The sequence below is a fragment of the Amycolatopsis sp. NPDC058278 genome (assembly GCF_042881395.1).
GTDB lineage: Bacteria > Actinomycetota > Actinomycetes > Mycobacteriales > Pseudonocardiaceae > Amycolatopsis.
In genome coordinates, this window is the sequence record NZ_JBHVXZ010000066.1 from 35237 (window position 1) to 56004 (window position 20768).

Consider the following 20768-nt stretch of genomic DNA (forward strand, 5'->3'; position numbering starts at 1 on the left):
GGATGGGGAAGAGCGGGGCGGACATCGGTGTGGTGGCCGGGCTGGTGCGGGCGTCGTTCCTGGTGAACGCCGTCTACGCCGAGTCCGCCCGCGAGTACGGGCTGACCGTGCAGCAGGGACAGCTGCTGTGTGTGCTGATGGCCCGGCCGTACGGCATGGGCGACCTGGGCGCCACGCTCGGCCTCGAAAAATCCAGCCTCACCGGCCTGGTCGACCGCGCGGTCCGGCGCGGGCTCGTCCGCCGTGAACCCGACCCGGACGACCGCCGGGCCGTCCAGGTCGTCCTGACCGGGGACGGCCACGAGCTGGCCGAGGACTTCTACGCGGTGACGTGCCGCCGCGTCGACGAGCTGGCCGCGGGCCTGAGCACGCCGGACCGCGACCGGCTCGCGGCGCTGCTGGGCGCGATCGTCCGGGAAAACGAAGCCCCGACGGTCTTCCTCGACGCCCTTCAGCCCTGAAGCAGACCCGAAGCGCGCCAAGCACCTTCGCCGGGGTGAAGCGGCCTACGCAGCGAAGCAGCGTGGTCGCCCCACCACGACGTACGCGGCTTCGGCTTCTCCGGCGCCTTCGCGACCGACGCCGCGGCGACGACCGCCGTCAGCGCCGCCAGCTCGGCGTCGCTCGGGTTTCCTCGGACCACCCGCAGCAGCGGCTTTTCCTCGCTCACAGCGGGATGTTCCCGTGCTTCTTGGGCGGCAGCGACTCACGCTTGTTCCGCAGCAGCGAAAGCGCGCGAGCCACGTGCCCGCGGGTGTGCGCCGGCGCGATCACCGAGTCGACGTACCCCCGCTCGGCCGCCGCGTACGGGTTCAGCAGCGTGTCCTCGTACTCCTGGATCAGCTCCGCGCGGAGCTGATCCACGTCGCGGCCCTCGTTGGCCGCGTTGGCCAGGGTCTTGCGGTGGACGATGTTCGCCGCGCCCTGGGCGCCCATCACCGCGACCTGCGCGGTCGGCCACGCCAGGTTGATGTCCGCGCCGAGGTGCTTCGACCCCATGACGTCGTACGCGCCGCCGTAGGCCTTGCGCGTGATGATCGTGACCAGCGGGACGGTGGCCTCCGCGTAGGCGTAGATCAGCTTCGCGCCGCGGCGGATGATGCCGTTCCACTCCTGCTCGGTGCCGGGGAGGAAGCCCGGGACGTCGACGAAGGTGAGCACCGGGATGTTGAACGCGTCGCAGGTGCGCACGAACCGCGCGGCCTTCTCGGACGCGTCGATGTCGAGGCAGCCGGCGAACTGCGTCGGCTGGTTGGCCACCACGCCGACGCTCTGGCCGTCGACGCGGCCGAAGCCGACGATGATGTTCGGTGCGAACAGCTCGTGGACCTCGAGGAAGTCGCCGTCGTCGACCACGCGGTTGATGACCTCGTGCATGTCGTACGGGGTGTTCGGCGAGTCCGGGATGATCGTGTCGAGTTCGCGGTCCGAGTCGGTGACGTCGTCGAAGAAGCCCGGCGGGCTGTCGGACGGCTCGAACACCGGCGCGTCGGACAGGTTGTTCTGCGGCAGGTAGGAGAGCAGTTCCTTGACGTAGGCGATCGCGTCTTCGTCGTCGTTGCCGAGGTAGTGCGCGACGCCGGACTTCGTGTTGTGGGTGCGGCCGCCGCCGAGCTCCTCGAAGGTGACGTCCTCGCCGGTGACCGTCTTGACGACGTCCGGGCCGGTGATGAACATCTGCGAGGTCTGGTCGACCATCACGACGAAGTCGGTCAGCGCGGGGGAGTAGACGTGCCCGCCCGCGTTCGCGCCCATGATCAGCGAGATCTGCGGGATCACGCCGGAGGCCTGCACGTTGCGGCGGAAGATCTCGCCGTAGAGGCCGAGCGAGACGACGCCCTCCTGAATGCGCGCGCCGCCGCCCTCGTTGATGCCGATGATCGGGCGGCCGGTCTTGATCGCCAGGTCCATCACCTTGACGATCTTCTCGCCGTAGACCTCACCGAGGCTGCCGCCGAAGACGGTGACGTCCTGGCTGAACACGCACACCGGGCGGCCGTCGACGGTGCCGTAGCCGGTGACGACGCCGTCGCCGTAGGGGCGGTTCTTCTCCTGCCCGAAGTTGGTCGAGCGGTGCCGGGCCAGCTCGTCGAGCTCCACGAACGAGTTCTCGTCGAGCAGCAGCTCGATCCGCTCGCGCGCGGTCTTCTTGCCCTTGGCGTGCTGCTTCTCCACCGCACGGGCCGAGCCGGCGTGCACCGCCTCGTCATACCGGCGATAGAGGTCGGCCAGCTTGCCGGCCGTGGTGTGGATGTCCGGTTCATCCTCGGGCGGCGTCCCGAGCGGCTCCGTCGCACTGCTCATGCCACGGGAGCTTAACTACTTGTCGGTCACTTGGCGTGTGGCGTAGGCAACGTCCATGGAGATCCGGACCCTCGCCGCCGCCGACCTGCCCGCCTGCTCCGACCTGGCCGAGTCCCGTTCGTGGCCGCGGGAACCACCGAAGTGGCAGCTGCTGCACGCGGTCGGCCGGGTGTTCGGCATCGACGCACCGGACGGCGACGGCCTGGCGGCGGCCGCCGTCCTGGTGCCGTTCGGCCCGGTGGCGTCGATCTCGATGGTCCTGGTCGCGGCCCGGTACGAGCGGCGGGGCCTGGGCCGGGCGATCACGGCGCACGTGATCTCGGCGGCGGGCGACCGGGTGGTCTGGCTCCACGCCTCGAAGTTCGGGCGGCCGTTGTACGAGTCGATGGGATTCGTCGCCGACGGCGGCTGCCAGGGCCACACCGGAACGTTCGCCGACGACGGCGGGCCGGGTGCTTCGCCCGGTTCGCTGTCCGACGTCTTCGTGCTGGATCTCGCGGCCCAGGGCGTCGACCGGCGGCCGCTGCTGGAACGGCTGGGGGCGCCCTACGTGGTCGACGGCGGCTTCGCGTTCGGGACGGACATCGGCCACGTGACGGTGATCGGCCCGGTCGTCGCGGCGACCGAGGAGCAGGCGCGGCGGCTGATCCGCGGGGTGGCGCGATCGGTGCCGGGCGAGGTGAGGGTGGATCCGGACTTCCGGTTCCCCGGCCTGGCGACGTGGATCCGCGAACGCGGGCTGGTCCCGGGCGCACCGGCACCGCGGCTGGTCCTGGCCGGCCGTCCGCTGCCCGGTGATCCCACGATGCGGTTCGCTCCGTTCACCCGGGCCGTGGGCTGAGGGGCTCGCCGGTCACCGCGTCCAGGTACGTCACGCGCAGGTAGGTGATCTTCGAGGCCGGGATGACCACCCGCCGCCAGTCCTCGCCGATGACCTTCGTTCCCGCGTCGTTCTCGCAGGTCAGGGCCTCGCCCTCGAGGACCAGCTCGCGCTCGGCGAGCGAACCTGACGGTGTGTACGAGCGGACGTACCCGTAGAACGACGTGCCGTTCTCCAGCTGCGCGTGCGCCCACGCGCGGCTTCCTTCGGGCCGGTCGGCGCGCAACGCCTGGGCCCACGCCGAGCGTTGCTGGACCGTGGCCGCTTCGCCGCGTCGGCGGGCGAAGAACGCTTCGAACCCCGTCGCGAGCGCGCACGCCACCGCCAGCTCGACGGCGACGCTGACGACGATCAGTGTCAGGTGTTCGCGCGCGTAGGCCTCGCCGCGGGTCAGCCAGTCCGCCGGGCTGACGAACAACCGGGCGCCGGTCGCCTGCACCGCCGTCATGAGCAGTACGGAGACCAGCGTGAAGACGAGACTGCCCAGGGCGACGCGGGAGGCTTCGCGGAACGCCGTCTCCTGGTGGCGGCCGCGGCGGCGTTCGCGGCGCAGCTCGAACACGATGCCCGGCGCGACGAGCGCCAGGAAGCCGGCGAGCGCGCCCAGGGTCTGGGGGATCACGACGGCTCAGCCGGTCGGGCCGCCGCGGCGGGGCGGGGGTCCGTCCTCCGAGTCGAGTTCGCGCATCGGCTGGTACGGGCCGTGGCCGGGCACCCCGCCCTGGTTGCCCCAATCGGGACGCGACTCCGGCTCCCAGTCCTCGTCCGGCGGCACGAGCGGCGGCGGGAGGAGCTCGTCCTCGCCCGGCTCGCGACGTTCGGTGCTCATCGGAATCCCCCTCGTGATCGGCCGCTCCCACCCTACTCAGGACGCCGTCGGCCGGACCAGCCCGGATTCGTACGCGGCGATCACCAGCTGCGCCCGGTCGCGGGCCGCGAGCTTGTGCAGGAGCCGGCCGATGTGGGTCTTCACCGTCGCGATGCCCAGGTGCAGGCGCACCGCGATCTCGTCGTTGGACAGCCCCCGCGCGATCAGCGACAGCACCTCCTGCTCGCGCGCCGTCACCCCGTCCAGCCGGGTCACCGGGCCCGACGGCAGCCGGGCGAATTCCGCCACCAGGCGCCGCGTCACCGACGGCGCCAGCAGCGCGTCGCCGGACGCCACGACCTCGATCGCCGCCAGGAGGTCCGCCGGGCGGGTGTCCTTCAGGAGGAATCCGCTCGCGCCCGCCCGCAGCGCCGAGTAGACGTACTCGTCGAGGTCGAACGTCGTCAGCATCAGCACCCGGACGTCGGTTTCCGCGCAGATCCGGCGGGTCGCCTCGATGCCGTCCATCTCCGGCATCCGGACGTCCATGAGCACGACGTCCGGCCGCTCGACGCGGGTCAGGGCCACCGCTTCGGCGCCGTCGGACGCCTCGCCGACGACTTCGAGGCCCGGTGCGCTGTCGACCAGCACCCGGAAGCTCCCGCGCAGCAGCGCCTGGTCGTCGGCGATCAGGACGCGGGTCATCGGGCCGCCACCGTTTCTTCGTAGGGCAGCCGCGCGAAGACGCGGAAGCCGGTTTCGCCGGGCGCCGCGGAGAATTCCCCCGCGTAGACCGCGACGCGCTCACGCATCCCGATCAGCCCGTGGCCGGGAACGGCCTCGCCGCCGCGGCCGTCGTCGAGCACCTCGATCGTCACCTCGCCGTCGCCGCCGGTGACGTGCACCCGGCAGGTCGCCGCGCCCGCGTGCTTGACCACGTTGGTCAGTGCCTCCTGCACGATCCGGTACACCGACTGGCCGACCCCGCCCGGCAGTTCGGTGAGGCCGTCGACGACCAGGTCGACGGCGGGACCCGCCTGTTGCGCGCGTTCGGCGAGCGCCCGCAGGTCGTCGAGCGACGGTGCGGGCGCCAGCGCCGGGACGCCGGTGCCGTCGCGCAAGACGCCGAGCATGCGCCGCAGCTCGGCCAGGGTCTCGCGGCTGGTGTCTTCGATGACGCGCAGCGCGTCGCGGGCCTGGTCGGGCTGTTCGAGGGCGACGTGGTTGCCGACCGCCGCCTTCACCGCGATCAGGCTCATGCTGTGCGCGACGACGTCGTGCATCTCCCGGGCGATCCGCAGCCGTTCCGCCGAAACCGCTTGCTGAGCATGGGTTTCCCGCTCGATCGCGGCGTGCTCGCGCCGGCCGTGGACGGCGATGCCGAGCGCGAACCCGACGATCAGCGCCGACGCGCCGAAGTTCACCGTCGTCGCCGTGCTCGGGTTCGGCACCGCGATGCTGATCACGCCGACGCCGACCAGCCCGGCCGCGAAACCGACCCGGGTCGCTCGGCTGCCGTGGGCCACCACGAAGGTGTACAGCGCGCAGCCCGCCGCCACGACGGCGATCGCCAGCACGGGCCCGCCGATCGGCACCGCCGCCGCGGTCATCACCAGCGACAGGATGTAGGCGGGCCGCGGCCACCAGCGCCGCAGCACGATCGGCACGACGCTCCCCACGAGGATGGTCCAGCCGAGCCAGGCGGGCAGCCACGGCGGCAGCGTCCACGCCCCGGCGGCGAGGTTGCCGCCGGCCCCCAGGGTCAGCACCAGGACGGCCAGCACGTCCAGAACGACGCGAATGCGCATGAACCGACCGTAATGCGGACCTTCCGCCCCGCGCGTCAACCTGGGGTCGGATGCTCCGCGTAATGCTTCTTCACGGCTTCGACGCGCTCGGGCGGCCAGTCCGCCAAGGTGACGTCGTGGGTGGCGGCGAACAGCTTGTCCAGCTGCTCGTGGCGCCGGGCCAGCTGCGCCGGGACGTCGTCGCCGGCCGGTTCGGTGAACTCGACGCGGGTGCCTTCGAGCGGGTCGTGGACCAGCTGCCAGCCGGGTTCTTCCGGGAGCAGCGGCCGGAGCTCCGCCAGGGGTTTCCAGCCGAGGTCACGGCGGAAGCGGATCGTGCCGTCCGCGAGGACTTCGCCGTCGTCGAGCCCGAATTCCTCCACATAGGACGCCATCCGCTCGTGCCACTGCTGCGGCTGCGCGAAGTCCTGCCCGGCCAGGCGCGCGGCGAGCGCGTCGAGGCAGACGTCCCAGCCCGCGGCGGTGCGGCCGCCGGCGAGCTTCGCGATCGCCGGGTCGCCGCGGCCGAAGGTGTGGGTGAACTCCAGGAGGCTGCCGTCGCCGTCGGGGGAGATCAGCCAGCGCAGCGTGTCGTCGTTCCAGACGAAGGTGAACTCGCGCGGCGCGTCGGCGGTGACGACCCGCCCGGTCGTCGTGTCGTCCGCGCCGGGGAAGGTGAACCGGATCTCGCCGCCGGCCCGCAGCTCGACGGCCACCTTCGCGGGGAACCAGTGCTCGAGCTCCGCCGGGTCGGTGACGGCGTGCCAGACCTTCTCGGGTGCGTGCTTCAGCCGGCGCTCCAGCCGGAGCACCGGACGCTCGCCGTCGGTCTGCAGCTTCGCTCGTCCGGACACGCGTCCTCCTGTGGGTTGCCTGTCCCCGTATATAACCACTGAGGAATATTAGGGTCAAGCGCCGCGGACGGCGGAGACGGCGGCGGCGAGTTCCGGGTCGCTCGCGGCCTTGTCGAGCGCGGTCCGCAGCACTGCGCAGTACGTCGGTTCGGTTTCGCTGTAGCGCTTGCGGCCGGCGTCGGTGATCACCGAGTAGACGCCGCGGCGGTCGTCTTCGCACAGGTCGCGGATGGTCAGGCCGGCGTCTTCGAGGCGGGCGCACATCCGGCTGACCGAGCTCTGGTTGAGGCCGATCGCGTCGGCGAGCTCCTGCATCCGCAGGCCGCCACGGGGGCCCGCGACGAGTTTGCCGAGCGCGCGGTACTCGGACAGGCCGAGCCCGTGGCGCCGCTGGAGCGCTTTGGCGAGTTCCTGCTCGATCCGGGCGTGCAGCACGAGTACGCGGCCCCATGCCTGTTCGTCGACGGTCATCTTCCGGCCTCCTCTTGACGCCAGGATAGTCCAGGGACAGTATTTATATGTACATGCAAGTACATCGAGAGGGTGGACATGAGCGACCGCAGCTTTCTGTTCCTGGTGGGCGCCGCGCGGGCCGGGGGCAACACCGAAATGCTGGCCCGGCTGGCGGCCAGGGAGCTGCCCAAGGACGTCGAACAGCGGTGGATCCGGCTGCCGGAGGTGCCGCTGCCGCCGTTCGAGGACCGCCGCCACGGCGCCGGTTCGCACCCGGAGCCCGGCGAGAACGAACAGCTGCTGATGGACGCGACGTTCGCCGCGACGGACATCGTGATCGCGTCACCGGTGTACTGGTACTCGGTGGCGGCGAGCGTGAAGCTCTACCTCGACTACTGGTCGGGCTGGATGCGGCTGCCGGTGGAGTTCAAGCCGCGGATGCGCGGCAAGACGCTGTGGGGCGTGAGCGTGCTGAGCGAGACGGCGCGCGAGGCCCGGCCGCTGATCGGCACGCTGGAACTGTGCGCGGAGTACCTGGGCATGAACTGGGGCGGGGTCCTGCTCGGCAACGGCAGCCGCCCCGGCGACGTGCTCCTGGACCCCGGCGCGACGGCGGGCGCGCGGACGTTCTTCGCCGGCGCGGACCTGGTCACCGCCTAGCTCAGGACGTCCTTCGCGATCAGGCGCAGACCGTTGACCAGGTCGGCGCCCGAAGGTGCGTGGTCCGGGTCGATGAGCCACTGGAGCATCACGCCCGACAGCAGGGCCTGGTGCACCGTGCCCGCGGCCCGGGCCTCGGCACTCCCGTCGTCGAGGCCCTGGAAGAGGTTCGCCAGGCCGTGCCGGGCCAGTTCGACGGCGTCCGCCAGCTGGGCCCGGACCTGCTCGTCGAGGTCCGGCTGGGAGCAGGCCTCGAAGCTCACCGCCCACATCCGGCGGTGCTCGCCGAACGAGTCGATCACGCGCTGCCAGATCAGCTCGAAGCGCTCGGCCGGTGACGTGTCCGGCGGTGTCTCCACCTGCAGCGTCTTCGCCAGCGTTTCACCCCACTCCTCGTTCGCCTCGATCAGCGCGGCGTTGAGCAGCGCTTCGCGCGAGCCGAAGTGGTAGCCGATGGCCGCCATGCTCACGTTCGCCGCCGAGGCCAGGTCCCGCACCGTCGTGCGGGCGTAGCCCTTCTCGTGCAGGCAGTGCTTCGCGGCCGCCAGCAGTGACTCTTTGTTGCCCATGAAGGGAGCCTAGCACGAGCGCCTTAGGCGAACGTCTTGCGCGATCGCCCAAATCGGGGTTACCGTTCCCGTCATGCAGAACAGACGAGTCCTCATCTCCGGCGCGAGCGTCGCCGGTCCCGCGCTGGCCTTCTGGCTCCGCCGCCACGGCTTCACGCCGACGGTCGTCGAACGCGCTCCCGAGCTGCGCGACGGCGGCTACGCGGTCGACTTCCGCGGCGCGTCCCTGCGGGTCCTCGACCGCATGGGCCTGCTCGGCGCGGTCGAAGCGGCGGCGACCCGGATGGGCGAAGTGACCTATGTGGACAGTGCGAACCGGCCGCTGGTGGTCACGCCGCCGACCTACCAGAGCGGCGAGCTCGAGATCCTGCGCGGCGACCTCGCGCGCATCCTGTACGACGCGACGCGGGACGGCGTCGAGTACGTCTTCGGCGATTCCGTCACCGGCATCGCCGAGCACGGCGACGGCGTCACGGTCACCTTCGCCCACGGCGAGCCGCGCGAGTTCGACCTGGTCATCGGGGCCGACGGGCTGCACTCGAACGTCCGGTCGCTGGCTTTCGGCGAGGAGTCCCGGTTCCGCCGCGACCTCGGCTACTACGTCTCGATCTTCACCGTGCCCAACCACCTCGGCCTCGACCGCGCCGGCCGGTTCTACAACGAGCCGAACCGGACCGTCGGCGTCTACAGCGCGCGGGACAACACCGAGGCCAAGGCGCTGTTCTGGTTCGGTTCCGACCGGCTGGACCACGACCACCGCGACGTCGGGCAGCAGCGCCGGATCGTCGAGGAGACGTTCCGTGACGTCGGCTGGGAGACGTCGACGCTGCTGAGGGCCATGTGGGACGCGCCGGACTTCTACTTCGACTCGGCGAGCCAGATCAAGCTGGACTCCTGCGCACGCGGGCGCGTCGCGCTGGTCGGCGACGCCGCGTACTGCGCCGCGCCGCTCTCCGGGATGGGAACGAGCCTGGCGATCGTCGGCGCGTACGTGCTGGCGGGCGAGCTCGCGGCCGCGGGCGGCGACCACGCGACGGCGTTCGACGCCTACTCCCGCGAGATGCGCGGCTTCGTCGACACCTGCCAGAAACTGGCCGAGGGCAACGGGAAGTGGTTCGTCCCGCCGACGCGCGGGTGGCTGAAGTTCCGCAACCTGAACTACCGGCTGCTGCCGTACCTGCCGTGGCGCAAGCTGATCGAAGAGCTGCCGCTCAAGGCGGGCAACGCGATCACGCTGAAGCCGTATGCGGTGGCGCCGGCGTGACGCCGCGGCGCTTCGCGATACCGGCCATGTTCTCCTCGCCCCAGTCGCCCAGCGGCAGCAACGCCGTGTTCAGCCGCTGACCCAGCCCGGTCAGCGAGTATTCGACCTTCGGCGGGATCTCGTGGAACACCTCGCGGTGCACGAGCTCGTCGGCCTCCAGCTCCCGCAGCGCCTGGATCAGCATCTTTTCGCTGATCCCCGCCACCTTCCGCTTCAGCTCGCCGAACCGCAGCGGCTCGGCGTGCAGCGCCCAGAGGATCAGGGCCTTCCAGCGGCCGCCGATGACGTCGACGGCCGCGTCCAATCCGCAGCGGTACGTTCGAGGCTGCATCCAGGATCCTTACGTTTTGGTGGGTACCTGACTTATTAGTCGGTACTTGTCCAGTGTAAAGCGCGTCAGCAGCATGGAACCCATGGGAGAAAGCAAGAAACACGTGGGCGTGCTCGGCCTGGGGCGGATGGGCGCCGCCCTCGCCGGCGCGCTCTTGGGGGCGGGGCACGACGTCTCGGTATGGAACCGGTCGCCGCTCAAGGCGGGGCCGCTGCTCGACCGCGGCGCGCGCCTCGCGGCGACACCGGCGGAAGCGGCTTCGGCCGACATCGTCCTCAGTTGCCTGTCCACATACGACGTTCAGCGGCCGGTGCTCGAAGCCGCTTCGCCGAAGGTGCTCGTCAACCTCACGTCCGGGACGCCGGAGCAGGCGCGTGCCGCCGCGAAGTGGGCGGCTTCGGAGGGCATCGACTACGTGGACGGCGTGATCATGGCCGTGCCGCAGGGCATCGGGACGCCGGCGGCGCAGGTCCTCTACGGCGGTTCGGAACCGGTGTTCGCGGCGCAGCGCGACGTGCTGGAGGTGCTGGGGACGCCGGTGTTCCTCGGCGAGGACGCCGGCCTGGCGGCGCTGTACGACCTGGCGCTGCTCGGCATGATGTGGTCGACGATGGCCGGCTACCTGCACGCGCTGGCGCTGGTCGGCACCGAGGGTGTCACGCCTGAGCGGTTCGAGCCGCTGGCGTCGGCGTGGCAGTCGGCGGTCGGCGGGTTCCTGCCCCGCATCGGCGAGCAGTTCGCGAGCGGCGACTACGCCACCGACGTGTCCGCTTTGGACATCAACGCGGCGGGACTCGGCCTGCTGGTCGAGACGAGCCGCGCGCAGGGGATCGGCACGGCGGTACCCGCGGCGCTGCGGGAGTTGTTCGACCGAGCGGTCGCGGCGGGCCACGGTTCGCACGCGATCGCCAGCGTCATCGAGAAGATCCGGTGAAGTACCAGGGCAAGAAGGCCGTCGTCACCGGCGGCACGCACGGAATGGGGCTCGCGGTGGTGCGCGCCCTGCTCGACGGCGGCGCGGAGGTGCTGCTGACCGGCCGGGACGTGACCCCGCTGCGGGGAACGCTGCCGGGCAAGGCGCACCTGCTGTCCTCGGACGCGGCGCGCTTGGCCGACGTCGCCGAGCTGGGCGAGGTGGCCGCGGACACGCTCGGCGACCTGGATCTGGTGTTCGTCAACGTCGGGTTCTCGACGCTGACGTCGTATGAGGAGGCGACGCCCGAGCTCTACGACCGGACGTTCGACGTCAACACCAAGGGCGCGTACTTCACGGCCCGGCGGCTGGCCCCGCTGGTCCGGTCCGGCGGCTCCTTCGTCTTCACGACATCGGTCGCGGCCGAGGCGGGGATCGCCGGGATGGGCCTGTATTCGGCGGCGAAGGCGGCGGTGCGCTCGTTCGCCCGCACGTACGCGGCCGAGCTGGCGCCGAGCGGGATCCGGGTCAACGTGGTCAGCCCCGGCTACACCGACACGCCGACGATGGGCGTCACCGGCGTGCCGGAGCAGGTGCTGGCCGAGTTCAAGGCGATCGGCGACGAGAGCACCCCGTTGAAGCGCCACGCAACCGCGGAGGAGGTCGCGGCGGCGGTGCTGTTCCTGGCGTTCGACGCAACGTTCACCACGGGCGCCGACCTTCCGGTGGACGGCGGTCTGGGGCAGCGCTTGACCTTGCCCGCGTGAGGTGAGCGCCCGCGCCGATCGCCCCGGCTCGCGCGCGGGGCCGTTCCTCACTTTGCCTGCGTGAGGTGGGCGGCCAGGCCCGTGACCCCTGGTGCGCGGTCGGGGCGGAGGACCAGGTCTTCGTCGTAGTCGCCGCCGTTCTGCGTGCGGAACGGGATGGGGTCCGTCGTGGCCAGCGTCCGCAGGCGTTCGCGAAGCCGGTCCCGTGCCTCGGCGAACCGGTCGTCCGGCACCCGGTCGGCGCCGTAGACCGCCACCGGCGGCAGCACCGACATCCCGGCGTAGAAGAGCGTCCCGTGGTGCAGCGGGAACAGGACCTCGTCCAGCGCGCCGTTCACCCCGCGCGGCCCCATGGCCGGCTCGCGGGCACCCGCGGTGAGCACCACCATCGCGCGCTTGCCCGCGAGCCGGCCCTCGCCGTAGCGCAGGGTCCGGCCGTCCTCGGCGCGGACGCCGTACCCGAAGCCCTTCACGAAGACGCGGTCGAACCAGCCCTTGAGGATCGCCGGCAGGCCGTACCACCACAGCGGGAACTGCACGACGACCGCGTCCGCCCACTCAAGTTTGTCCTGCTCGGCGACGATGTCCGCGCTCAGTTCGCCGCGCGCGTGCGCCCGGGCCGACGTCGCCCCGACGACCAGCCGGCCGTCCCCGGCCTCGGCGCCGAAGTCGGCGGCGTCGACCACCGGGTTCCACTTCATGGCGTACAGATCCGACTCCCGGACGTCGTGACCGAGCTCCCGGAGCGTCCGGAGCCCGTCGTCACGGAGGGCCCCGCTCAGCGAGCGGGGCTCGGGATGCGCGAAAACCCACAACACGTTCATGTCCCCGATGATCACGCGGCTGCTCGGCTCGATCGAGTGGCCGGAAAGCCAACATGTGCAAGAATCGAGCCATGGCCGAATTCGCGCACCCGAATCGCCACCACGTCGCCGTCCTGGTCCGCCACGGCATGCTCGTGATGGAACTCGGCATCGTCCACCGCCTGTTCGGCCAGGCCCGCTCGGCGGCGGGGGAGCCGCTGTACGAGGTCGTGACCTGCACGCTCGAGCCCGGCCCGGTGCGCACCGACGCGGATGTCGCCATCCCGGTCGACCGCGGCCCCGAGGTGCTGGCCGAGGCCGACACGGTGATCGTCCCGGCGTCCCTGGCCGAGTACGAGCCGATGGCGCGCGTGCTGACCCCGCCGCTCAAGGCCGCCCTCGACCGCATCCCGCCGGCCGCGCGCATCGCGTCCATCTGCACCGGCGCGTTCGTGCTCGCCGCGGCCGGCCTGCTCGACGGCCGCCGGGCCACCACCCACTGGCGTTCCGCGGAGGAACTGCAGGACCGGTTCCCCGAGGTCGATGTGGACCCGTGCGTGCTCTACACCGACGACGGCGACGTGCTGACGTCGGCGGGCGTCGCCGCCGGAATCGACCTGGTGCTGCACATGATCCGCCGCGACCACGGCGCGGCGGTGGCCAACGAAGTCGCCCGCGGCACGGTCGTGTCCCCGCACCGCGAGGGCGGCCAGGCCCAGTTCGTCCGGCGGCCGGTACCCGAGCCCCGCACGTCGTCGACGAAGGCGGCGCGGGCATGGGCGCTGGAGAACCTGCACCGGCCGCTGACCCTGCGCGAGCTCGCCGCCCGCGAGGCGATGAGCACGCGCACGTTCACCCGCCGCTTCCGCGAGGAGGTCGGCATCTCGGCCCTGCAGTGGCTGACCCAGCAACGGATCGAGCGCGCCCGCCAGCTCCTCGAGGAGACGGACTTGCCGGTCGACCGCGTCGCCACGGAAGCCGGCTTCGGCACGGCGGCCTCGCTGCGCCAGCACTTCCAGGCGGCGCTCGGGGTGTCGCCGAGCGCGTACCGGTCGACGTTCCGCGGAGAACTGGCTGTTCAAGCGGGCTGAAATTTCGCTAGCTTCACCAGTCATGGACGACTTCTACGTCAGCCACAGCCGGTTCAGCGACCCGGGCCCGCACGCGGACTGGCTCGACGCCACCCCGGCCGACCTCGCCGTTCTGCGTGAAGCGGCGTCCCAGCTGGTCTTCCACTACTGGGGTTCGGGCGACATCACCGAACACGGTTTCCCGGCCGCCCGCAACGACGAGATCACCCTGCGGTACGCCGCGGCCATGTGGGCGCGCCTGCGCGAGCTCGACCCGGCCCCACCCGGCGAGCCGCGGCCGCCGCTGCACCGGATCGTCGGCTGCTGCCGCGACTTCACGCTGCTGTTCGTCTCGATGGCCCGCCACCACGGCATCCCGGCCCGCGCCCGAGTCGGCTTCGCGAGCTACCTGATGCCCGGCTGGTACCTCGACCACGTCGTCGCCGAGGTCCGCACCGCCGACGGCTGGCGCCTGGTCGAGCCCCAGCTGTCACCCGGCTTCCGCGACCCCGTGGACGACGTCGCGTTCGACCTCCTCGACGTCCCCCGCGACCGGTTCCTGACCGGCCCCGACGCGTGGACCGCCGTCCGCTCCGGCGAGCTCGACCCGGCCCTGCTGGTCATTTCGCCGGACCTGGACGTGCCGTTCCTGCGCGGAATCCCGTACGCGTGGCACAACCTCGTGTTCGACCTCGCCGCGCTCAACAAGCACGAGATGCTCCAGTGGGACATCTGGGGCGCGATCGACGACTCCGCCACGCTCGCCCCGGCCACCCTCGCCCGCGCCGACGAGCTGGCCGAGCTGATGGCCGACGCGGACGTCGAGCAGCTGCGAGTGGCCTTCGAGGCCGACGACCTGCGGGTGCCGCCGGTGATCCACACCGTCACCCCGCCGGGACGGCTCCCGGCCGAGGTAGTGCTTCGCTGACTTCGGCGGCGGTCCGCACGAACCGCGCGATCCGCGGGTCCCGCGCCCCGGCCGGCCAGGCGAGGGCCAGCGAGTACGGCGTCGCGTCGACGACCGGCCGGTAGACGACGTCGTCCCGCGAGCGCAGCTCGGCGACCGACGCGGGCAGCAGCGCGACCGCCTGCCCGAGCGCGACGGTCTCCAGCAGCTGGGCGCTGTCGTGCACGATCGGTCCCGGCGTCACCGGCCCGCCGGTCACGTCCTGCCCGGACCAGTACGCCCGGTCCGCGGCCGAGGAGAGCGGCCAGCACGGCGTCGGCCGGCCGGCGAAGTCGGCGCAGGTCAGCACGGACCGGCCGGCGAGCTCGTGGTCCGACGGCAGTGCGGCCACCCGCGGCTCGCTGAACAGCACCTCGACGTCCAGGCCGTGGTGGGTGCCGCTGTGGCAGCCGAGCACGGCCACGTCCGCCCGGCCGTCCCGCAGCATCTCCGTCTGTTCGCCGAACCCGCTGACCCGGACGTCGACCGGGTCCGGGTGCGCATCGGCGATCCGCCGCAGCAGATCGGTCGCGACCCCCGGCTTCGCGGTGACGACCAGTGCCGGCGTCCGCTGCGCCGCCCGCCGCGTGCGCCGGACCGCCGCGGTGACGGCGTCCAGTGCCTTCGCCGACTCGGTGAAGAGGACGGCGCCGGCCGGCGTCAGCGAGACGTGCCGGCTGGTGCGTTCGAACAGCTGCACACCGAGCCGCCGCTCCAGCAGCCGGATCGCGCGCGACAGCGGTGGCTGCGCCATCCCGAGCCGCTCGGCGGCGCGGGAGAAGTTCAGCTCTTCGGCGACCGCGCGGAAATACCGCAGCTCACGGACCTCGACATCGTCCATATCGGGAGAGTATCGCGGCAGACTCCACAGGTCTTTCCCTTTCTCCTTCGCGCATGGTGGGCTTGGTGTCGATAACTCCACAAAGGACGGACATCGATGACGGAACCGCAGCACAACAAGGAAGTGGTCCTCGCTTTCCTCCGGCTGGCCTTCATCGAGAAGCGCCCGGTCGACGCCTTCGCCGAGTACGTCGGCGACGGCTACGTCCAGCACAACCCCCACGCCCCGGCGAGCGCGGAGGCCTCGGCCCGCTACCTGGCCGGGTTCGTGGGCCGGTTCCCGGAGCTCACCCTGGACGTCCGCCGGGTGATCGCCGAGGACGACCTCGTCTGCACGCACAGCCTCCTGCGCCTGACGCCCGGATCGCGTGGCAGCGCGATCGCGGACGTGATGCGGGTGCGCAACGGCCGGATCGTCGAGCACTGGGACGTGGTGCAGGAGGTCCCGGAGGCGACGGCGAGCGGCAACCCGATGATCTAGGCGTGCCGTCCCGCGCCGCGGGACATCACCCGTCGGCGACCGTGCCGGCCTCGTCCGCCTCCGGTTCGATCTCCCTCGGCGCGATGCCGTGCAGTGCGGCGCTCACCACCGAGTTCACCGGCGGCGGATCGAGGGGTGCCGTGTGCGGGAAGACCGTCGTCAGCACCGAGGCGTGGCAGTAGCCCACCAGCATCGCCGCCGTTGCGTCCACTTCGGACTCCGGGTCCAGGCGGCCCAGTGCCCGTTCCGCTTCGAGGTAGGCCACCAACCGGTCTCGCCAGTAGCCGGACCGCTCGCTGATCTCCGCGAACCGCTCCAGCACCCTGGGCTGCGCCACCAGGCCGCTGAACGCCGGCACGAGCGCCTTGTGCAGCGCCAGGCCGAACTCCACGTGGCGGCGGAGGTTCCCGATGATGGTGCCTTCGCCGGGCACCGGCAGCTCGCCCAGCTCCGCCTCGGTCGTGCGCACGTGCTCCAGCAGGGCCCGGGCCACCAGCTCCTCCTTGTCGGAGAAGTGGTTGTAGAGCACGCCGTCGGCGACGCCCGCCATGCGCGCGATCCCGCGCACGGTCATCCCGACGGTGCCGTGCGTGGCGATCATCTTCTGCGCGGTCTCGAGCAGCAGGTCGTGCAGTGACTGTCCGTCCTGCTGGGCGGCGGCTTTCCTCGGTGACATCACCGCCATCGTACGGGCGCCCCGCTACGGCCTCCTTCCCGTGACCAGCCACGCCGTGCCGCGCAGCCGGACCGCCTCCGGACCCGCGAACGGCTCGAGCGCCGCCGCGACGGCTTCGGTCGCCTTGGCCGCCGTCACGTTGTCGAGTAGGCCCAGGTGGTGGCGGACCGGGCCCCAGCCCGCCATGAACCGGGCCGCGTCGGGGACGTCGCGGCCCCAGACCTGGCCGGCCTCGACGGGAGTGCACACCACGTCTTCGAAGCCGGCTTCGGTCAGCACCGCCCTGGTCCGGTCCGGGTCCGCGAACGACGTCGGCCCGCTGCCGTCCGGCCCGGTCGGCTGCGGCAGGTAGGCGGCCATCGCGCCGAACACCCGGCCGAGATCGGTGCCGGCCAGCGCCGTCATGCAGAGGAACGCGAGCCGGCCCCCGGGGGACAGCGCGCGCCGGACGTTGCCGAACGCCGCCACCGGATCGGCGAAGAACATCACCCCGAACCGGCTGACCGCCAGGTCGAAACCGCCGTCGGCGAACGGGTGGACCTGGACGTCGCCCTGCTCGAACGTCACGTTCGGCACCTCGGCCGCCCGCGCCCGCGCGGTCGCGAGCATCGGCCCGGACAGGTCGATGCCGATCGCGGACCGGGCCCGCGCCGCGGCGAGCCGCGTCAGCTGGCCGTTGCCGCAGCCGATGTCGAGCACGCGATCGTCCGCGCCCACCCGCTCGAGCAGGAAGCCGTTGAAGCCGCTGTTCACGGCGTCGTAGCGGTCGGCGTGCGTCGCCCAGTGCTCTCCTTCGTAGCCGTTCCACGCCTCGGCCTGTGCGGTGTTGACGATCCCGGTCATCCCCATTCCCTCCCTGGTGAACACGCGTTCATGAACACCTGTTCATGCTCCCGCCGTGGCCACTCGCTGTCAAGGCATCGGCCACCCGCCGCCGGATGTCGGCCAGGTGGCAGATCTTCCGGGCAGGCGAACGCGGAAGACTTCTCGTCGTCAGGGCAAAGCGCCTCTGACCAGCGAAAAGGAGTTCGAAATGGCCGACGTCATCGCCAACATGTCCATGTCCCTCGACGGCTTCGTGGCCGACCCGGAAGACCGCATCGATCACCTGTTCGAGTGGTTCGGCAACGGTGACGTCGAAATCCCCACCGCCGTCGACTGGGCCACCTTCAAGACCTCCGAAGCGAGCGCGAAGATGCTGCGCGCGGCGATGGAGAACGTCGGCGCGCTGATCACCGGCCGCCGCCTGTTCAACCTCACCCAGGGCTGGGGCGGCACGCACCCGATGGGCGTCCCGGTCTTCGTCGTCACCCACGAGGAGCCCGCGGACTGGCCGCACCCGGACGCGCCGTTCACCTTCGTCACCGACGGCCTCGAAAGCGCCGTCGAGCAGGCCAAGAAGACCGCCGGCGAGAAGACCGTCGCGGTCGCCAGCACGACGATCGCCCAGCAGTGCCTCAACCTCGGCCTGCTCGACGGCGTCCAGGTCGACCTCGTCCCCGTGCTGCTCGGCTCCGGCGTCCGCTTCTTCGACCACCTCGACGCCACCACCAAGCTGACCGACCCCGAGGTCACCGAGGGCACCGGTGTGACGCACCTGTCCTACCGGATCAAGCGCTGAGGAGCGTGACGTGCAGCGCGGCGAGGCGGGCGGGGTCGGCGATCACCTCATACGCCGCCACCCGCTCGCCTTCGACCGCCACGGCCAACGCGAGCACCAGCCGTCCGCGGGGCGCGACGACGACGCCGACCGCGCCGTCGACCAGGGCCGCTTCGGCGAACCGGGCCCGTTTCCCGAACACCCGGGTCTCCTCGGCCACCGCGCGGGCCCCCCGCGTCTCGAGCGCCGCGCCCACCGGGAGCGCGGCGGCGTCGGCGCGGCGGACGACGTCCGGGGCCAGCACGTCGAGCAGTGAGGAGAGGTCGCCGCCACGGGCCGCGGCCAGGAACGCGTCGACCACCCGGCGGTGCCGGGCCAGATCGGCCGGGGGCAGCGGGGAAGTACCCCGGATCCGGTGCCGCGCACGGCTCGCCAGCTTCTTCGCCGCCACCGGTGTCCGGTCCAGCACCGGGGCGATCCGGTCGAACGGCACCGCGAAGAGGTCGTGCAGCACGAACGCGATCCGCTCGGCCGGTCCGAGCGCGTCCAGCACGACGAGCAGCGCCCGGCCCACCGCGTCGGCGAGCGCGGCTTCGTCCGCCGGATCGGCGTCGTCCACCGGTTCCGGGAACACCTCGAACGGCTCCTCGCGGCGGGCTTTCCGCGACCGCAGGACGTCGAGGCAGACGCGGGAGACGACCGTCGTCAGCCAGGCCGCCAGGTTGTCGACCGAGTCCACCCGGTTCAGCCGCAACCACGCTTCCTGCACGGCGTCGTCCGCTTCGGCCGCCGAGCCGAGCATCCGGTAGGCCAGCCCGTGCAGCCGGCCGCGTTCGGCCTCGAATTCCGCCGCCAGGTCGTCCATCGGTCACCTTTCACTCGGAGCCACCGTCGCCTCCTCGACGTATCCCTGCGACCGGAGGTGACCGGATGAGCTTGCTGACCCCTGCCGGCCTGGACGGCTGGCGCCTGCCGAACCGGGTCGTCGTGGCGCCGACGACCCGGGCGCGTGTCCCCGGCGGCGTGCCCGGCGACCTCCAGGCCGTCTACTACGCGCAGCGCGCCGGCGCCGGGCTCATCGTCGCCGAAGGCACTTGGGTGAGCGAACGGGCCATCGGCTTCTCGGACGTCCCGGGGATCTACACCGAAGCACAGGTCGACGGGTGGCGGCGGGTCACGGACGTCGTGCACGCGCTCGGCGGCCGGATCGTCGTGCAGCTGTGGCACACCGGAGCCGTTTCGCACCCGGACTTCCTCGGCGGCCCGCCGGCGGGGCCGTCGGCCGTGAACCCGGACGAGCCGGTGTACCCGGCGTCCGGGCGGCGCCGCACCGTCACCCCGCGCGAGATGGACGTGGCCGAAATCCGGGCCACGGTCGCGGATTACGGCACGGCGGCCGAGAAGGCGCACCGCGCCGGGTTCGACGGCGTCGAGATCGCGGCCAACGGCGTGTACCTGCTCGCGCAGTTCCTGCACCCGCGGCTCAACCACCGCACCGACGCCTACGGTGGCTCGCCCGCCGCGCGCCGCAGGTTGCTCGCCGAGGTCGTCGACGCGGCCGCCGCGCACGGCCGGGTCGGCGTCCGGCTTTCGCCGTGGTGGACCGGCGGGCTGTTCACTGTGGACGAAGCACTCCGCGCCGAGTACGACGAACTGGTCGCCGGCCTCGCCGCGGACTACCTGCACCTCCGGGGTCCCGACACCGGACCGGACTTCGCGGCCTTCGCCCGCTACCGGGAACTGTTCAAGGGCCCGCTGATCGTCAACAACGGCTTCGACCGCGACACGGGCAACGCGGTGATCGAGGCCGGCCTCGCCGACGCGGTTTCCTACGCCCGGCACTTCGTCGCGAACCCGGACCTGGTGACGCGGTTCGCGCTCGGCCTGCCGACCTTGCCGGCCGACCCCGCGACGTACTACGGCGGCGGGGCCGCCGGTTACGTCGAGCAGGCGGCCGCGATGGCGGCGCTGTCCCAGTAGAACGGGCGGACTTCGGTGATGCGGCCACCGGCCACGGTGATCGTCTGGAGGATCGGGAAGGCGAGCTCGCGGCCGGTGGCGCGGGCCCGGGCGCGCACGTTCGTCAGCACGACGAGCGGGGACGTCGTGGCGAGGAACGTCTGGTCCACGAAGTCGAAGGCGGCCCACGTGCGGCTCATCGCCGCGAAGAACAGCTGCAGACCGTCGTGGCCGCGCCAGACACCGCCGTACGGCAGGCCCTCGGCCTGGTGCAGCACGAAGTCCGGGGCGAAGAACGGTCGCAATGGGGCGAAGTCGCCGGTGGCGAAGTACTCGGCTTCGGCGGCGTACATGCCTTCGAGAACGGAGACGCTCATGACGATCACCGTGGTGGATCGGCGGGCGCACCACCGGCGGAAACCGGACTTCGCGCTAGGCGTCCGGGCACCACACCGCCAGCTCGCTCCCGCCGGGCTCGCGGAAGTGGAAGCGGCGCCCGCCCGGGAAGGCGAACGGTTCCTTCGTCACCACGCCGCCCGCTGCCGCCACCGCCTCGCGGGCCGCCGTCAGATCGTCCGTGCGGATCGTGAGCAGCGGCGCGCTGGTCTGTTCGTCCGCGGCCGATTGGAACCCCAACGTGAGGCCGGCGCCCCGGACGTCGGTGTAGTCCGGGCCGTACGGAGTCACCGTCCAGCCGAACGCGCGCTCGAAGAACTGCCCGGACGCCGCGGCGGACGTGGACGGGAACTCGGCGAAGTCGATTTCGTACATGCCCCGAAGCTAGCGGCGACCACCGACAAAAC

General features: G+C 71.9%; 28 protein-coding genes. 11 read left to right on the top strand and 17 right to left on the bottom strand.

Features of this window, described 5'->3' with window-relative positions; translation table 11 throughout:
* Positions 1-2 precede the first annotated feature (2 nt).
* Positions 3-461 (top strand): MarR family winged helix-turn-helix transcriptional regulator, encoded by a 459-nt coding sequence (locus ACFVYA_RS29905; RefSeq protein WP_285988317.1) that lies wholly within the window; start codon positions 3-5, stop codon positions 459-461.
* On the opposite strand, the gene ACFVYA_RS29910 is transcribed toward ACFVYA_RS29905, so the two are convergent.
* Together ACFVYA_RS29910 and ACFVYA_RS29915 are read right to left on the bottom strand one after the other, a co-directional pair.
* Positions 452-670, bottom strand: a complete 219-nt coding sequence (locus ACFVYA_RS29910; RefSeq protein WP_387049701.1) for an acyl-CoA carboxylase subunit epsilon — start codon at positions 668-670, stop codon at positions 452-454. The two genes, ACFVYA_RS29905 and ACFVYA_RS29910, sit on opposite strands and share 10 nt — an antisense overlap.
* Positions 667-2304: an acyl-CoA carboxylase subunit beta gene (locus tag ACFVYA_RS29915; protein WP_387049703.1), complete on the bottom strand. Its 1638-nt coding sequence runs from the start codon at positions 2302-2304 to the stop codon at positions 667-669. The genes ACFVYA_RS29910 and ACFVYA_RS29915 overlap by 4 nt, the downstream gene beginning before the upstream one ends.
* Before the next feature lie 55 nt (positions 2305-2359).
* On the opposite strand from ACFVYA_RS29915, the gene ACFVYA_RS29920 reads away from it, so the two are divergent.
* Entirely contained in the window at positions 2360-3145 is a 786-nt protein-coding gene (locus ACFVYA_RS29920) for a GNAT family N-acetyltransferase (RefSeq protein WP_387049705.1), read from the top strand.
* Here ACFVYA_RS29920 and ACFVYA_RS29925 read toward each other — a convergent pair.
* From ACFVYA_RS29925 to ACFVYA_RS29950, 6 genes are read right to left on the bottom strand one after another with little or no spacing between them, the layout of a single operon-like run.
* Positions 3126-3806, bottom strand: coding sequence for a DUF6338 family protein (locus ACFVYA_RS29925; protein ID WP_387049707.1), 681 nt, complete (start codon positions 3804-3806; stop codon positions 3126-3128). The two genes, ACFVYA_RS29920 and ACFVYA_RS29925, sit on opposite strands and share 20 nt — an antisense overlap.
* A 6-nt stretch (positions 3807-3812) precedes the next feature.
* Positions 3813-4013 carry a hypothetical protein gene (locus ACFVYA_RS29930; protein WP_387049709.1) on the bottom strand — a complete coding sequence of 67 codons (201 nt, stop codon included), beginning with the start codon at positions 4011-4013 and terminating at the stop codon, positions 3813-3815.
* A gap of 36 nt (positions 4014-4049) precedes the next feature.
* Positions 4050-4697: a response regulator gene (locus tag ACFVYA_RS29935; RefSeq protein ID WP_387049710.1), complete on the bottom strand. Its 648-nt coding sequence runs from the start codon at positions 4695-4697 to the stop codon at positions 4050-4052.
* Positions 4694-5800, bottom strand: coding sequence for a sensor histidine kinase (locus ACFVYA_RS29940; RefSeq protein ID WP_387049712.1), 1107 nt, complete (start codon positions 5798-5800; stop codon positions 4694-4696). Before ACFVYA_RS29940 ends, ACFVYA_RS29935 begins: the two co-directional genes overlap by 4 nt.
* A gap of 35 nt (positions 5801-5835) precedes the next feature.
* The gene (locus ACFVYA_RS29945; RefSeq protein WP_387049714.1) at positions 5836-6633 is read right to left on the bottom strand and encodes an SRPBCC family protein; all 798 of its coding nucleotides are present in this window, start codon (positions 6631-6633) and stop codon (positions 5836-5838) included.
* Between the two features lie 54 nt (positions 6634-6687).
* Positions 6688-7104 carry a MarR family winged helix-turn-helix transcriptional regulator gene (locus ACFVYA_RS29950; protein WP_285988327.1) on the bottom strand — a complete coding sequence of 139 codons (417 nt, stop codon included), beginning with the start codon at positions 7102-7104 and terminating at the stop codon, positions 6688-6690.
* A 78-nt stretch (positions 7105-7182) separates the two neighbouring features.
* On the opposite strand from ACFVYA_RS29950, the gene ACFVYA_RS29955 reads away from it, so the two are divergent.
* On the top strand, positions 7183-7746 hold the full coding sequence (locus ACFVYA_RS29955) for a flavodoxin family protein (RefSeq protein WP_387049715.1): 564 nt from the start codon (positions 7183-7185) through the stop codon (positions 7744-7746).
* Here ACFVYA_RS29955 and ACFVYA_RS29960 read toward each other — a convergent pair.
* A complete protein-coding gene (locus ACFVYA_RS29960) occupies positions 7743-8315 on the bottom strand; it encodes a TetR/AcrR family transcriptional regulator (protein ID WP_387049717.1) in 573 nt (190 codons plus the stop codon). The two genes, ACFVYA_RS29955 and ACFVYA_RS29960, sit on opposite strands and share 4 nt — an antisense overlap.
* 73 nt (positions 8316-8388) lie before the next feature.
* Between ACFVYA_RS29960 and ACFVYA_RS29965 the strand changes: the two genes are divergently transcribed.
* Positions 8389-9579 (top strand): FAD-dependent monooxygenase, encoded by a 1191-nt coding sequence (locus ACFVYA_RS29965; RefSeq protein WP_387049719.1) that lies wholly within the window; start codon positions 8389-8391, stop codon positions 9577-9579.
* Here the strand turns inward: ACFVYA_RS29965 and ACFVYA_RS29970 are convergent.
* Positions 9545-9910, bottom strand: a complete 366-nt coding sequence (locus tag ACFVYA_RS29970) for a winged helix-turn-helix transcriptional regulator (protein WP_387049721.1) — start codon at positions 9908-9910, stop codon at positions 9545-9547. The genes ACFVYA_RS29965 and ACFVYA_RS29970 overlap by 35 nt on opposite strands.
* Before the next feature lie 82 nt (positions 9911-9992).
* On the opposite strand from ACFVYA_RS29970, the gene ACFVYA_RS29975 reads away from it, so the two are divergent.
* Positions 9993-10844, top strand: a complete 852-nt coding sequence (locus ACFVYA_RS29975) for an NAD(P)-dependent oxidoreductase (protein WP_387049723.1) — start codon at positions 9993-9995, stop codon at positions 10842-10844.
* Positions 10841-11590: an SDR family oxidoreductase gene (locus ACFVYA_RS29980; protein ID WP_387049725.1), complete on the top strand. Its 750-nt coding sequence runs from the start codon at positions 10841-10843 to the stop codon at positions 11588-11590. The genes ACFVYA_RS29975 and ACFVYA_RS29980 overlap by 4 nt, the downstream gene beginning before the upstream one ends.
* 47 nt (positions 11591-11637) lie before the next feature.
* Here the strand turns inward: ACFVYA_RS29980 and ACFVYA_RS29985 are convergent, their stop codons facing one another.
* Positions 11638-12414, bottom strand: a complete 777-nt coding sequence (locus ACFVYA_RS29985; RefSeq protein ID WP_285988334.1) for an NAD(P)H-dependent oxidoreductase — start codon at positions 12412-12414, stop codon at positions 11638-11640.
* A 71-nt stretch (positions 12415-12485) separates the two neighbouring features.
* Between ACFVYA_RS29985 and ACFVYA_RS29990 the strand changes: the two genes are divergently transcribed.
* Both ACFVYA_RS29990 and ACFVYA_RS29995 read left to right on the top strand, forming a co-directional pair.
* Positions 12486-13484, top strand: coding sequence for a GlxA family transcriptional regulator (locus ACFVYA_RS29990; RefSeq protein WP_387049726.1), 999 nt, complete (start codon positions 12486-12488; stop codon positions 13482-13484).
* A gap of 22 nt (positions 13485-13506) precedes the next feature.
* Positions 13507-14391, top strand: a complete 885-nt coding sequence (locus ACFVYA_RS29995; RefSeq protein WP_387049728.1) for a transglutaminase domain-containing protein — start codon at positions 13507-13509, stop codon at positions 14389-14391.
* Here ACFVYA_RS29995 and ACFVYA_RS30000 read toward each other — a convergent pair.
* Entirely contained in the window at positions 14348-15250 is a 903-nt protein-coding gene (locus ACFVYA_RS30000) for a LysR family transcriptional regulator (RefSeq protein ID WP_387049730.1), read from the bottom strand. The genes ACFVYA_RS29995 and ACFVYA_RS30000 overlap by 44 nt on opposite strands.
* A 96-nt stretch (positions 15251-15346) precedes the next feature.
* Here ACFVYA_RS30000 and ACFVYA_RS30005 point away from each other — a divergent pair, with 96 nt between their 5' ends.
* Complete coding sequence (locus ACFVYA_RS30005; protein WP_387049731.1) at positions 15347-15730, top strand: nuclear transport factor 2 family protein; 384 nt, start codon at positions 15347-15349, stop codon at positions 15728-15730.
* Between the two features lie 25 nt (positions 15731-15755).
* Here the strand turns inward: ACFVYA_RS30005 and ACFVYA_RS30010 are convergent, their stop codons facing one another.
* A complete protein-coding gene (locus tag ACFVYA_RS30010) occupies positions 15756-16415 on the bottom strand; it encodes a TetR/AcrR family transcriptional regulator (RefSeq protein ID WP_353068272.1) in 660 nt (219 codons plus the stop codon).
* 15 nt (positions 16416-16430) lie between these two features.
* Complete coding sequence (locus tag ACFVYA_RS30015; RefSeq protein ID WP_387049734.1) at positions 16431-17249, bottom strand: class I SAM-dependent methyltransferase; 819 nt, start codon at positions 17247-17249, stop codon at positions 16431-16433.
* Between the two features lie 190 nt (positions 17250-17439).
* On the opposite strand from ACFVYA_RS30015, the gene ACFVYA_RS30020 reads away from it, so the two are divergent.
* Positions 17440-18027, top strand: a complete 588-nt coding sequence (locus tag ACFVYA_RS30020) for a dihydrofolate reductase family protein (RefSeq protein ID WP_387049735.1) — start codon at positions 17440-17442, stop codon at positions 18025-18027.
* Here the strand turns inward: ACFVYA_RS30020 and ACFVYA_RS30025 are convergent.
* A complete protein-coding gene (locus ACFVYA_RS30025) occupies positions 18017-18871 on the bottom strand; it encodes a sigma-70 family RNA polymerase sigma factor (RefSeq protein WP_387049737.1) in 855 nt (284 codons plus the stop codon). The two genes, ACFVYA_RS30020 and ACFVYA_RS30025, sit on opposite strands and share 11 nt — an antisense overlap.
* 65 nt (positions 18872-18936) lie before the next feature.
* On the opposite strand from ACFVYA_RS30025, the gene ACFVYA_RS30030 reads away from it, so the two are divergent.
* On the top strand, positions 18937-19986 hold the full coding sequence (locus ACFVYA_RS30030; protein ID WP_387049739.1) for an alkene reductase: 1050 nt from the start codon (positions 18937-18939) through the stop codon (positions 19984-19986).
* Here ACFVYA_RS30030 and ACFVYA_RS30035 read toward each other — a convergent pair.
* Entirely contained in the window at positions 19944-20342 is a 399-nt protein-coding gene (locus ACFVYA_RS30035; RefSeq protein WP_387049741.1) for a nuclear transport factor 2 family protein, read from the bottom strand. The genes ACFVYA_RS30030 and ACFVYA_RS30035 overlap by 43 nt on opposite strands.
* 55 nt (positions 20343-20397) lie before the next feature.
* Complete coding sequence (locus ACFVYA_RS30040; protein WP_387049742.1) at positions 20398-20736, bottom strand: VOC family protein; 339 nt, start codon at positions 20734-20736, stop codon at positions 20398-20400.
* Positions 20737-20768: the final 32 nt, after the last annotated feature.

What these genes read in the sequence shown, in the direction of transcription:
- ACFVYA_RS29985 (WP_285988334.1), bottom strand. Translation starts at nt 12,414, where the DNA reads ATGAACGTGTTGTGGGTTTTCGCGCATCCCGAGCCCCGCTCGCTGAGC.
- ACFVYA_RS29930 (WP_387049709.1), bottom strand. Translation starts at nt 4,013, where the DNA reads ATGAGCACCGAACGTCGCGAGCCGGGCGAGGACGAGCTCCTCCCGCCG.
- ACFVYA_RS30040 (WP_387049742.1), bottom strand. Translation starts at nt 20,736, where the DNA reads ATGTACGAAATCGACTTCGCCGAGTTCCCGTCCACGTCCGCCGCGGCG.
- ACFVYA_RS30020 (WP_387049735.1), top strand. Translation starts at nt 17,440, where the DNA reads ATGGCCGACGTCATCGCCAACATGTCCATGTCCCTCGACGGCTTCGTG.
- ACFVYA_RS29990 (WP_387049726.1), top strand. Translation starts at nt 12,486, where the DNA reads ATGGCCGAATTCGCGCACCCGAATCGCCACCACGTCGCCGTCCTGGTC.
- ACFVYA_RS30010 (WP_353068272.1), bottom strand. Translation starts at nt 16,415, where the DNA reads ATGGCGGTGATGTCACCGAGGAAAGCCGCCGCCCAGCAGGACGGACAG.
- ACFVYA_RS29965 (WP_387049719.1), top strand. Translation starts at nt 8,389, where the DNA reads ATGCAGAACAGACGAGTCCTCATCTCCGGCGCGAGCGTCGCCGGTCCC.
- ACFVYA_RS29935 (WP_387049710.1), bottom strand. Translation starts at nt 4,697, where the DNA reads ATGACCCGCGTCCTGATCGCCGACGACCAGGCGCTGCTGCGCGGGAGC.
- ACFVYA_RS29975 (WP_387049723.1), top strand. Translation starts at nt 9,993, where the DNA reads ATGGGAGAAAGCAAGAAACACGTGGGCGTGCTCGGCCTGGGGCGGATG.
- ACFVYA_RS29915 (WP_387049703.1), bottom strand. Translation starts at nt 2,304, where the DNA reads ATGAGCAGTGCGACGGAGCCGCTCGGGACGCCGCCCGAGGATGAACCG.
- ACFVYA_RS30025 (WP_387049737.1), bottom strand. Translation starts at nt 18,871, where the DNA reads ATGGACGACCTGGCGGCGGAATTCGAGGCCGAACGCGGCCGGCTGCAC.
- ACFVYA_RS29970 (WP_387049721.1), bottom strand. Translation starts at nt 9,910, where the DNA reads ATGCAGCCTCGAACGTACCGCTGCGGATTGGACGCGGCCGTCGACGTC.
- ACFVYA_RS29955 (WP_387049715.1), top strand. Translation starts at nt 7,183, where the DNA reads ATGAGCGACCGCAGCTTTCTGTTCCTGGTGGGCGCCGCGCGGGCCGGG.
- ACFVYA_RS30035 (WP_387049741.1), bottom strand. Translation starts at nt 20,342, where the DNA reads ATGAGCGTCTCCGTTCTCGAAGGCATGTACGCCGCCGAAGCCGAGTAC.
- ACFVYA_RS29940 (WP_387049712.1), bottom strand. Translation starts at nt 5,800, where the DNA reads ATGCGCATTCGCGTCGTTCTGGACGTGCTGGCCGTCCTGGTGCTGACC.
- ACFVYA_RS29950 (WP_285988327.1), bottom strand. Translation starts at nt 7,104, where the DNA reads ATGACCGTCGACGAACAGGCATGGGGCCGCGTACTCGTGCTGCACGCC.
- ACFVYA_RS30015 (WP_387049734.1), bottom strand. Translation starts at nt 17,249, where the DNA reads ATGACCGGGATCGTCAACACCGCACAGGCCGAGGCGTGGAACGGCTAC.
- ACFVYA_RS30000 (WP_387049730.1), bottom strand. Translation starts at nt 15,250, where the DNA reads ATGGACGATGTCGAGGTCCGTGAGCTGCGGTATTTCCGCGCGGTCGCC.
- ACFVYA_RS29905 (WP_285988317.1), top strand. Translation starts at nt 3, where the DNA reads ATGGGGAAGAGCGGGGCGGACATCGGTGTGGTGGCCGGGCTGGTGCGG.
- ACFVYA_RS30030 (WP_387049739.1), top strand. Translation starts at nt 18,937, where the DNA reads ATGAGCTTGCTGACCCCTGCCGGCCTGGACGGCTGGCGCCTGCCGAAC.
- ACFVYA_RS29920 (WP_387049705.1), top strand. Translation starts at nt 2,360, where the DNA reads ATGGAGATCCGGACCCTCGCCGCCGCCGACCTGCCCGCCTGCTCCGAC.
- ACFVYA_RS29960 (WP_387049717.1), bottom strand. Translation starts at nt 8,315, where the DNA reads ATGGGCAACAAAGAGTCACTGCTGGCGGCCGCGAAGCACTGCCTGCAC.
- ACFVYA_RS29995 (WP_387049728.1), top strand. Translation starts at nt 13,507, where the DNA reads ATGGACGACTTCTACGTCAGCCACAGCCGGTTCAGCGACCCGGGCCCG.
- ACFVYA_RS30005 (WP_387049731.1), top strand. Translation starts at nt 15,347, where the DNA reads ATGACGGAACCGCAGCACAACAAGGAAGTGGTCCTCGCTTTCCTCCGG.